The organism is Paenibacillus antarcticus (assembly GCF_001637225.1).
Classification (GTDB): Bacteria; Bacillota; Bacilli; order Paenibacillales; family Paenibacillaceae; genus Paenibacillus_AQ; species Paenibacillus_AQ antarcticus.
The window spans coordinates 166,111-176,935 of the sequence record NZ_LVJI01000015.1 but is presented as its reverse complement, the minus strand read 5'-3'; the positions used below and the strand labels follow the sequence as shown (position 1 = coordinate 176,935).

Sequence of the window (10,825 nt, the reverse complement as noted above, 5' to 3'; positions counted from 1 at the left end):
ATGCGAAATATTAGATGTGTTTATGAAATAGGGGGAAATACGGAGTATTAGCGACAAGAAGTGAAATGGCAGTTATTTCTCGCAGAAAAAAAGCCTGGAACATGAGTTCCAGGCTTGTCTGAACTAGATCTTAACGGTTGTAGAATTCGACGATTTGCTTCTCATCGATATCTTGTGACAATTCAGAACGTTCAGGGAAACGAATGAATTTACCTTCTAAAGCAGTATCATTGAATTCCAAGTACGCTTGAAGGTGGCTACGGTTCTCAAGAGCTTCCTTGATAGAAGAAAGACTACGACTTCTTTCACGAAGACCGATAACATCACCAGTATTCAACATGTAAGAAGCAATATTAACTTTCTTACCGTTAACTGTGATATGACCGTGAGATACCAATTGACGAGCTCCTGCACGGGAATTCGCAAAACCTAGACGGTAAACCAAGTTGTCCAAACGGCTTTCTAGTTGGAACATGAAGTTCTCACCAGCGATACCTTGCATTTTTTGAGCTTTATTGAAAAGTGTTTTAAACTGTTTCTCACCCAAACCGTACATGTGACGCAATTTTTGCTTCTCAAGCAACTGCATACCGTAGTTGCTGATTTTTCTGCGTTGGTTAGCGCCATGTTGTCCCGGAGGGAAAGGGCGTTTCAAATCTTTACCTGTACCACTTAGTGAGATGCCTAGACGGCGACTTAGTTTAAATTTAGGACCAGTGTAACGTGCCATTGTATAGTAGACTCCTTTATAATTGAAATTTCAGTAGGGTTCTATTTGTGCCGTATTTTGTTTAATGTGCTGCGGCTCATGGGCCCAAAACACAACTGATAGAGAGTTCAGCCGCTGTCTAATCAGTAACAAAGTACGTGAGGGTGACACAACGTTACGCCCAAATTCTCTCGAACAAAAAATCGCTTGTTCAACAATTGATTCTATATGATAATGTGGGTGAAAGTCAAGTCTTATGCGTTTCGAAAAAGGTCTTATTTTGTCGATAGGGCTTAGGACCTAAGAAATTAGAGGAAAACATGAAATGTAGGTGCAAATATAGCGTGAAAAGAGTAGAATATGGTTATTGATACTAGTTCTTTTAACTTATGTCTTTAGACGTATTTTATTGTTGGGTTGCTTGTTATTCGCGGATCATAAAAGTGACATACAGATGACCTTTTCAAAACAGTGTAAAGGAGCAATATTTTTATGTCAGAATTTCAAAGTAACGTTTCGAAGCATGAGAAGTTTCTTAAGAGTAGTAAACCGGAGAAAGACTCCTTAGAATCAGTCAATTTCTGGATGAGCAATTTGGACATTACGACATATGATTTTCCTTATATCTATCATCTTTTGGCAAAAAGTTTCTTGGATTGGCAGCATTTATCATCTTCACTGCCTACGATGGAATATTCAATGTGGACAATTCTCGGATTTGATGGTTCTTGGGTTACAGGGGATGTTACAATTTCGGATTATCTGAAGAATGAAGCTCCACAGCTTTTGGACGAATGCTTAAAAGATAAAATAAAAGTTATCGCAGATTGGAATTCGGAACTGAGTTCTTATAATGAAAAGCATACGATTTGTTTGTTTCCTTTGTTCACAAGGGGATGTCAGGAACTCTACGCTATTATGGTGTGTGTTCTTCCAAGGCAAAAAGTTGAAAGCGGAGGCGTGGAAATTGCTTCTTCTATGTCGATTCTCTTTCAGAATTGTTTCTACAAAAGATTTGAATATATATTTGTGGAAGATATGATGAGTGAACAAAAAAAGGCTAACGATGAGGCAGCTCGTACAGCTATCTTGTTTCAAATTGTAGAACGCATGCATGATCAAATTGATGTCGATATGATATTAACGGAAGTGTTGGATAGTATAGCTTTTCTGTACCCTACCGCATCACTACAATTGTTCATGTCACAAGATCATCAGAGTGACAATCCACATGTCAAACCACTCATTCTACAAACGTGGAAAGATGATGTCAGAGTACGTACCTTTATGGATGGGAAATTGACGATTCAGGAAACGAAACAGGAGAATGGTGAGGACAAGCTAGAAATAGGATTTCCATTTGGAGGTACACAGGGAGTTTATGGCGTGTTTTACTTGCTTGCAGACAAAGATTTCTTGAATGAAGTTGATTTACAATTAGTGACGACATTAGTCGATACTGCGGGTAACGCCTTTGAGAAATCTAAGTTATATGAGCAGTCGAACTTGCTTATACAAGAGTTGCGATTGATCAATGAGCTAACACAACGTGTGAATCAAAGTCTTCGTTTATCTGAAATTTATCAATTTTCAAATGAAGAACTTTTGAATATATTTAAAGCAGACTTTTGTTGTATTCTTCAGTTTAATAAGAAGCTGGATGGATTAGAGGTCGTATCTAGTAACCTACCTGCTTTGGAAAAAGAAGTATTTGAGAAGGATTATGGCTTTGGTGGTTTGGTATATGGAAAAGGAGAACCGGTTATTTTATCAGGTTACACCGTGAACATGAGGATTCCCTCTAAATTTATGGAATACTCCGGATCGGAATCACTTATTGCAGCTCCGCTAACTGTAAAAGGAGAAGTAATGGGAGCCATACTATTGTCACACCGGAAATCACATTATTTCACATATGATAATTACAGATTACTTCAAACATTATCTAGTCATATTGCACTTTCAGTGAGTAATGCCTTGCTACACGCCGAGGTTAAACGAATGGCGAACCGAGATGTATTAACAGATCTTTATGTTAGACGTTATCTTGATGAAGTGATACATGAGAGGCAGACACATGATTTCTGTGGATCGTTGATCGTGGTGGATATCGACCAATTCAAACAAGTGAATGATATGCACGGGCATCAGCAAGGAGATAGAATCCTGAAGCAGGTCAGTGAAATTATCAGAACGTCAATTCGGCAAAGTGATCTAGCTGCTCGTTGGGGTGGAGAGGAACTTGCTATCTACTTACCTCAATTTGGGGTGAAGCAAGCGATTGTTGTTGGAGAACGAATTCGAAGACGTGTGGAAGAAGAAACATCTCCTTCTGTAACCGTGTCCTGTGGTATATCTGAATGGAACTGGTTGGATGATCAAGTAAGTGTTGATTCATTATTTTACTTGGCAGATATGGCACTTTATCGAGCTAAGAACAATGGACGTAATCAAATTCAAATTGAAGATAAAAGTATAACGAAAGCACCTGGATTATAAAAGGTGCTTTTTTTTGTGATTTAATAGAATCTTTTTTATATTCCAGATGAGATAGGGAACGATAAAGTGAAAGTGAAGTGGTCATTATTTAGAGAAGTCTGACTTGAGGAAATATACGTATGAGGAGCATATAAAGATGACATATGGTGTTTTGAAATTGAGGTCTTGGATATCTGTTGTAGCATTATGTTGCTTATTATCTGGATGCAACTTATTCTCGGCGAATGCGTCTCCTGAAGAGCAGTTTCAAGTCTCAGTAAGTGGTTTAGCTGGTAGTGAGGCATTTTCCTTTGTAGGAAAAGCTGCGTTAAGAAGGAATGAACAGCGTCAGTTTGAACAACATTTCTCGTATGAAGGACAATTAACAAATCATGATGAATTGGCTATGCAAAGTACATTACCTGTACAAACGGCAACGAAGGCAAGTGTATCTGTGGTTAAAAAAGAGAAAAATAGTTCAAATCCAATTTCCGCAGATTTCCGACGTATGAATGGGGGTTGGATTCACACCTCAAATGCCGGTAAACAGGCGGTTCAAGCTCTAGTCAGGTTTAATCCATTAGATCAGTTAGAAGAGATTAGCGGATTAACTAAGACCATTACAGAGGAAGTGGGTGCATCTAGAGGGACTAGAGTTCTTCGAATTGAACTGAATTCAGAAGATGCACATAAATGGTTAGTCAAGCAACTAAGCAGAGAAATGGATGGTTTACGAGAGGAACTGGACAAGCAACAAACAACGTATTCTTTGAAAGTTCGTTCTGAGCTTGAGTCAATTTGGCAACAAGGAGATAAGCAGTTACAGACGATGTTGAAACAGGCCAAGGTGGGTACTGTTTACCATATGACGATTGATAGTAGAAGTGACCTTCCATTAAGGCTAACTTCGGAAAGTAAGATGTCCTATCTGGATCTTGAAGGGAATGAACAGAGTGAAACCGTGGTGAATGATGTTACTTTTCAATTATAAACCTCGTGTAGACAGTCCATATCCTGCTGACTTGGCACTTCGATCATGGTACAATGGTTTAAGAATTAACCGTTGTTCAAATAGATATGGATAGATTTTAAGGAGGAAAATGGAGTATGAAAGATCCTAGAATTCAAAAATTAGCAAAGAATTTGGTTGGATATTCTGTGAATGTACAACCTGGTGAAAATGTATTAATAGAAATGATTGGTACTGAAAGAGACCTTCTAAAAGCTATTATTGAAGAGGTAGCTAACAAAGGTGGTAACTCTTTCGTTGAACTGACAGATAAATCAGTACAACGGACAATGTTTACTCATGCATCCTCGGAACAAATGGAGACATGGGCTGAGCTTGATTTGGAACGTATGAAGAAAATGGACTGTTACATCGGTATTCGTGCTGGTGAAAATGTGAATGATATGTCTGATGTGCCAGAGGAGAAAATGAAACTCTATAATTCCATTTATAGTCATAAGGTACATAGTCAACAACGGGTTAACCATACCAAATGGGTTGTTCTTCGCTACCCAAATGCAAGTATGGCGCAGTTGGCGAACAAAAGTACAGAAGCATTTGAAGACTTCTACTTTGACGTGTGTAATCTTGATTATGCCAAGATGGATGTTGCTCAAGATCCCCTTGCAGAGCTTATGAGAAAAACGGACAAAGTGCGTATTACAAGTCCAGGTACTGACCTTACATTCTCTATCAAAGAAATTGGTGCAGAGAAATGTTCGGGTGAAAAGAATATTCCTGATGGTGAAGTGTATAGCGCGCCTGTACGTAACTCGGTGAACGGAACAATTAGTTACAATACACCGACTGTATATAATGGCATTTCTTTTGAAAATATTAAGTTTACATTTAAAGACGGAAAAATTGTTGAAGCAACAAGTAATGAAACTGCACGTCTTAACGACATCTTGGATTCGGATGAAGGTGCACGTTATATCGGTGAATTTGCAATTGGTTTTAATCCATACATTCTTCATCCTATGAAAGATATTCTATTCGATGAGAAAATTGCAGGAAGTCTACACTTTACACCTGGCCAAGCTTACGATGTTACCAATAATGGGAACAACTCATCGATTCATTGGGATTTGGTGCTGATTCAACGTCCTGATTACGGTGGTGGTGAGATTTACTTCGATGATATCCTGATTCGTAAGGATGGATTGTTTGTTATTCCTGAGCTTCAGGGGTTGAACCCGGATCAATTGAAATAACACATAAATGACTTGCATCAGAAAGCGGATTCAAGGTATCATTATGGAGTTAATAACCATAAATAATATAAGTTACGGAGGGATCTTCTATGTCCAGTAACAATGCAGCAGTTGTAGAAATTGCTCAAACAGCAGGTAAGTTCAGTTCTTCCATCGTACTTCAAGCAGACAATAAGTACATCGATGTTAAGAGTATTTTGGGCTTATTTACTACACTTGTCAGCCATAAGGACTATGAATTACATATTCATGGTACGGATGCTGAAGAAGCAAAAGTAACAATGACAGAAGTTTTTGCAAAACATGGTTTGCAAATCGTCGTTATCACTGATTAATGTGAGTGAAAGCACCCTTACTTCTACAAGTGAGGGTGCTTTTTTTTCTGGGTTCTTGTATTGATGGGTATTATCGTCTAATATTAAGATTAGAATTAAAGCTGTGACTTTTGGACATAGGGGGAAGAGACATGACTTCGTCTGATTTACAGGAACATTTGAATCTCAAAGCGATCAATCTTCTACAAGAAGATGCAGATAAAATTCAAAAGCTTATTGAAGTACAAATGGAGAATTTAGCAACGCGTTACTGCCCTCTCTATGAGGAAGTGCTAGATACCCAAATGTATGGCTTCTCTAAAGAAGTTGATTTCGCGGTACGCATAGGTTTATTAGAGGAATTTGCGGGAAGACAGTTGGTTAGTCAGCTTGAGCGTAACCTTGCCATTCTTTACGAGGCAATGAACAACAAAGAGTAGCCTGTGAACCGCAGGCATACATAGAATTTTTTCAAAAAAAATGCATGCCGATAATCTGGCATGCATTTTTCTGATTTCCAAATAATGATCTAAACTAGATAAAAGGATACGCCCAAAATAACATAAATGACTAAAAGTAGAAGCCCTTCGTACCAGTTGGTTGATCCGTCTTGGATAATAGACTTAGCAATGAATACAGAGACCCCAATGGCCACTAATTCAATGGTTGTAAACACAATATCCATGGTATTACCTGTGAAATAACTGATGAATATAAGTACAGGTGCTACGAATAAAGCAATCTGTAAGCTACTCCCCACAGCTATTTCAACAGAAGCACCGATCTTGTTCTTCATAGCTAGCATGATTGCTGCGCTATGTTCGGCTGCATTTCCTATAATAGCTACTAAGAAAGCACCTACAAATATCTCACTAAGGCCAAAACGAGCGGTTACTGAATCAAGCGTGCCCACCATCCATTCACTTACAAACGCGACCATGACCGTGGCTAATATAAGAAACACGATGGATTTACGCTTAGACCAATGTGCTACGTGTTCATGCGCAAGTTCTTCTTGAGATGCATCTGCAACATCGGCTAAATACTTTTTGTGTGTAATCATTGAGAATAGTAGCCAAGCGATGTAAGCAAAGATAAGGATACCCGCTACCACTAAGCTGAGCGTAGTTGTCTCGCTCGCCGTAATGGCGTGAGTGTTTAAGAAAACAGCAGGAATAAACAGGGCAATAACAGCGACGATCATGAGAGAACCGTTAAGTCCAGCGAGTGTCACGTTGAAATTCTGTACTTTGAATTTCATTCCTCCTGCGAAGAGACTCAGCCCAAGGACTAATAGTAGGTTACCAATGATAGAACCAGTTAAGCTGGCTTTTACCATATCGAAAAGTCCCTCTCGTACTAGAAAAATCGCAATGATAAGTTCAGCAGCATTACCGAACGTAGCATTTAGGAATCCTCCGAGTCGCTGACCTGCATAATGAGCAACATTTTCGGTGGCTTTACCAAGAAAGCCCGCAACGAAAATGACGGCAATGGCTGACAATATGAATTGGAGTGTAGGATCCCAACCCACATAATGTCCTATTGCACTTAAAATAAATGTGATGACAAGCAGGGACGGAGTAATCCTTTTTTTCATTATTAAACACCTCTATAGTTATGTATTTTCAAATTCATATAAAATATACCCACTTAATGACTTACTGTAAACATTTTTTCTGAATGACTATTTGCATTTAGATCCTTTTGGATTTACAATTACGAATAATGAGGTATAAGGAGGGATGGGCATGACGGAACAACTTCGAGTGGAAGTAGGAAATATACGAATTTCGAATGATGTCGTCTCGAAAATTGCCGGCATGGCAGCACTGGAAACACCGGGTATTGCTGCAATGTCTGGAGGGCTATCCGAAGGATGGGCTAAACGTCTTAGTGGGAAAAATGTTCAAAAAGGAGTTACGGTTGAAGTAGGTCAGCTAGAAGCAGCTATTGATTTACGTATTATCGTGCTCTATGAGACACCTATACATGAAGTATGTCGTATGTTGCAGCAAAATGTGCGTGAAGCTGTAGAGAGTATGTCAGGTCTACAAGTGGTTGAAGTGAATGTTAAAGTCGAAGGTGTTGCCTTCAAAGATGATGAGATTGAGGATTTAGTTATTCGAACTAAATAATGATGGATTCAATTATACACAAAAAGACTATCGGGTTGCCCGATAGTCTTTTTGTGATTTAATATATTCCTGTTTCATAGGTTTGTTGCTCTCACGGGAAATACTCAATAGAACGCCCATACTCATTAACATAACAAGCGTAGATGAACCCCCGTAACTTATGAAGGGTAGGGTAACTCCTGTTAACGGTATGGTCTGAGTAACCCCGCCGATATTAATAAAAGCTTGAATGGATATGAGTCCCATGACTCCTATGCCTACTAACGTTCCGAATGGGTCGGGACATCGAAGAGAAATTAATATGCCCCGCCAAATGAAGTATAAGTAGAATAGAAGAAAGAATGCAGTACCGATAAATCCAAATTCCTCACCAATGACAGCGAAGATAAAGTCATTGTAGGAGTTCGGGAGATAATGAAGTTTCTGAATACTTTGACCAAATCCAGATCCTGTGACCCCACCTTGTCCAATTGCTGTTAAGGATTGAATTAGATTGTATCCTGCACCTTCCTCGTCTTTAAATGGATCTAAGAAAACGGTTATACGATCCTTCTTATAGTTCTGAGTGGCAGTAGTTGGCGTATCTGAGTGAGAAAGAGAGTCTATGAGTGAACTCATACCAAGTACGATACCAGCCCCTAGAACAAATAATCCGATAGAGCCCATAATATGCTTCATACTAGCTCCACCTGCGTAGATAATAAGGCCACAGGTACCGACCAGAATCATACAAGAACCAAAATCAGGTTGCATCATGATGAGACCCGCAACACCTCCGGCAATCAACATAACAGGAATAAAACCTTTTTTGAGATCACGCAGTCGCTCACCTTTCTTGGTGATCAGAGCTGCAAGATAGAGTATGGTTGCAAGCTTAGCGAATTCAGTGGGTTGGATACTGAGCGGTCCGATCCGGTACCAGCTGCGTGCCCCATTTACTAATTGACCAAGATAAGGTACTAAAGCGAGCATTACAATCGTGATAATAAAAAATGGTATGAACAATTTTTTGTATTTCTGATAGGGAATATTCATCGTGATAAACATAAGAATGATACCGATACTTACGGATATGAATTGACGCTTCGTGAAATACAGAGCATCATTGTTATGTTTGGCATAGGCAATAGCTATGCTCGAACTATACACCATGACGATGCCAAATCCCACGAGTAGTAAAGTAAGGATGAGTAACTGGAAATCGGGCGTCCCCTTAGTAGGCTGGGGCTTGTTTTCCTTCATAACTGTAATACCATATTAGGCTTCAAGTATTGCTTTGAATTGGCTTAATTTTTTATTCGCAATCGCTTGGATCGGCCCAGGAATCGGTGTTTCGTAATCCAGCCCATGAGGGAAAGTTCCCCTGCCCATATATACGGCTTCTACTGCTAGAATCGTATCTGGTTTCTCTAATTTACCCTCAATCGCGCGCGTATTAATACGAACGAAATATTCTTCCTTGTTATGCGCATCCTCAATTTTATATTCGTATGTAGCGCGATAATATTCCCATTGCCACCGGAAAAATCCTGATTTCTCTGCTGATTCATCCATATAAGCTAGGTCACACTTTAGCCCGTCTAGTCCTGAATTCTCAATAATCATCGCTTATTCATCTCCTTATTCGTTAACCTCTAAAGTTCTTTATTCATGATATTATGTTTCGGGAACTTCTGCAAGCAAGAGTGTATCGTGGTGAATGCCCACTCGATAAGCCATTTCTGATACAATAGAAACAAGATAAGGATGGAATTTGGACTCTACATCCCGAAATGGAGCGGATTATAATGATCGAAGAACGGCTTTTAAATGAAATACAGCTTAAAATGATCGCGTGGAGAAGGCATTTACACCGTCACCCAGAGTTGTCATATCAAGAAAAGAATACAGCTGAGTTCGTGGCTACGACATTACGAATGCTTGGCATAGAAGTACAGACGAACTTCGGAGGGGGTTATGGAGTTGTTGCTTCTCTTAAAGGAGAACTGCCTGGAAGGAAGATTGCATTGCGTGCAGATATGGATGCGCTACCGATTCATGATGAGAAGCAATGTGAGTATACTTCAGAAGTGAAAGGCGTCATGCATGCGTGTGGTCACGACGGTCACACCGCCATACTATTGGGTGTGGCAACTTACTTTAGCGATCATCGAAGTGAACTTCGAGGAGAACTTATATTTATATTTCAACCAGCAGAGGAAGTCTGTCCTGGGGGAGCACAAGGTATGATTAAGGGTGGTGTGTTGCAAGGTGTAGATGTTATTTATGGTCTTCATTTGTGGACGCCTCTTCCAGTAGGAACCATTGGTAGTGCTGCTGGCCCGTTTATGGCGGCTGCCGATGAATTCTTTATTGATATTATTGGAAAGGGTGGTCATGGGGGAATTCCTCATGTGACCATTGATAGTATCGTAGCGGGTTCAGCCCTTGTTATGCAATTGCAAAGTATCGTCAGTCGTTCTGTTGATCCGCTTCTACCAGCTGTTGTAACCGTAGGAACGATTAAAGGGGGGACTGCCCAGAACGTGATTGCAGAGAAGTGTCAAATTTCAGGCACCGTTCGAACCTTTGATGAAGAAACGAGGGGGCATATTCGACAAAGGATTGAATCGATGGCAGCTCTCACGGCTCAAGCCTATGGTGCAGAAGCAACGATTGACTATGTCATGGGATATCCTCCGCTAGTTAATGATGCTAACGAAGTAGAACGTTTCTTTAATGTAGCATTGAAAATGTATGCAACTGAATGTGTTCAGATATTACCTAAACTTATGCCCGCAGAGGATTTCGCATATTATGTACAACAAGTTCCAGGATGCTTCATGTTTATTGGAGCAGGTAACAAAGATAGAGGAATGGATTATCCCCACCATCATGCTCTCTTTGACTTTGATGAAACAGCAATGCTTGACGGGCTCAAAATGTTAGTAGCTATGGTTGAGTCACATACGCTATAAATGATG

At 39.8% G+C, this 10,825-nt stretch carries 11 protein-coding genes; 7 read left to right on the top strand and 4 right to left on the bottom strand.

What is annotated here, in order from left to right; all coding sequences use genetic code 11:
* Window positions 1-130 precede the first annotated feature (130 nt).
* Window positions 131-730 carry a 30S ribosomal protein S4 gene (gene rpsD / locus PBAT_RS10800; RefSeq protein ID WP_068649368.1) on the bottom strand — a complete coding sequence of 200 codons (600 nt, stop codon included), beginning with the start codon at window positions 728-730 and terminating at the stop codon, window positions 131-133.
* Between the two features lie 471 nt (window positions 731-1,201).
* Here rpsD and PBAT_RS10795 point away from each other — a divergent pair, with 471 nt between their 5' ends.
* The 5 genes from PBAT_RS10795 to PBAT_RS10775 all read left to right on the top strand — a co-directional run bounded on the left by PBAT_RS10795 (window position 1,202) and on the right by PBAT_RS10775 (window position 6,164).
* Complete coding sequence (locus tag PBAT_RS10795; protein ID WP_068649365.1) at window positions 1,202-3,208, top strand: sensor domain-containing diguanylate cyclase; 2,007 nt, start codon at window positions 1,202-1,204, stop codon at window positions 3,206-3,208.
* A gap of 136 nt (window positions 3,209-3,344) precedes the next feature.
* A complete protein-coding gene (locus PBAT_RS10790) occupies window positions 3,345-4,178 on the top strand; it encodes a hypothetical protein (RefSeq protein WP_068649363.1) in 834 nt (277 codons plus the stop codon).
* Between the two features lie 116 nt (window positions 4,179-4,294).
* A complete protein-coding gene (locus PBAT_RS10785) occupies window positions 4,295-5,410 on the top strand; it encodes an aminopeptidase (RefSeq protein ID WP_068649361.1) in 1,116 nt (371 codons plus the stop codon).
* Between the two features lie 89 nt (window positions 5,411-5,499).
* Complete coding sequence (locus tag PBAT_RS10780) at window positions 5,500-5,745, top strand: HPr family phosphocarrier protein (protein WP_068649359.1); 246 nt, start codon at window positions 5,500-5,502, stop codon at window positions 5,743-5,745.
* Window positions 5,746-5,876: 131 nt separating this feature from the next.
* Complete coding sequence (locus tag PBAT_RS10775) at window positions 5,877-6,164, top strand: Fpa/YlaN family protein (RefSeq protein WP_068589585.1); 288 nt, start codon at window positions 5,877-5,879, stop codon at window positions 6,162-6,164.
* Window positions 6,165-6,253: 89 nt separating this feature from the next.
* Here PBAT_RS10775 and cax read toward each other — a convergent pair whose 3' ends face one another.
* The gene (gene cax, locus PBAT_RS10770; protein WP_068649357.1) at window positions 6,254-7,324 is read right to left on the bottom strand and encodes a calcium/proton exchanger; all 1,071 of its coding nucleotides are present in this window, start codon (window positions 7,322-7,324) and stop codon (window positions 6,254-6,256) included.
* 151 nt (window positions 7,325-7,475) lie between these two features.
* Between cax and PBAT_RS10765 the strand changes: the two genes are divergently transcribed.
* Window positions 7,476-7,862, top strand: a complete 387-nt coding sequence (locus PBAT_RS10765) for an Asp23/Gls24 family envelope stress response protein (protein ID WP_068589589.1) — start codon at window positions 7,476-7,478, stop codon at window positions 7,860-7,862.
* A 27-nt stretch (window positions 7,863-7,889) separates the two neighbouring features.
* On the opposite strand, the gene ftsW is transcribed toward PBAT_RS10765, so the two are convergent.
* Window positions 7,890-9,104, bottom strand: coding sequence for a putative lipid II flippase FtsW (gene ftsW, locus PBAT_RS10760; RefSeq protein WP_068649355.1), 1,215 nt, complete (start codon window positions 9,102-9,104; stop codon window positions 7,890-7,892).
* Between the two features lie 15 nt (window positions 9,105-9,119).
* Entirely contained in the window at window positions 9,120-9,467 is a 348-nt protein-coding gene (locus tag PBAT_RS10755) for a YugN family protein (protein WP_068649353.1), read from the bottom strand.
* 182 nt (window positions 9,468-9,649) lie between these two features.
* Here PBAT_RS10755 and PBAT_RS10750 point away from each other — a divergent pair, with 182 nt between their 5' ends.
* Window positions 9,650-10,819 (top strand): amidohydrolase, encoded by a 1,170-nt coding sequence (locus PBAT_RS10750; RefSeq protein ID WP_246168270.1) that lies wholly within the window; start codon window positions 9,650-9,652, stop codon window positions 10,817-10,819.
* The last annotated feature ends 6 nt before the right edge of the window (window positions 10,820-10,825 follow it).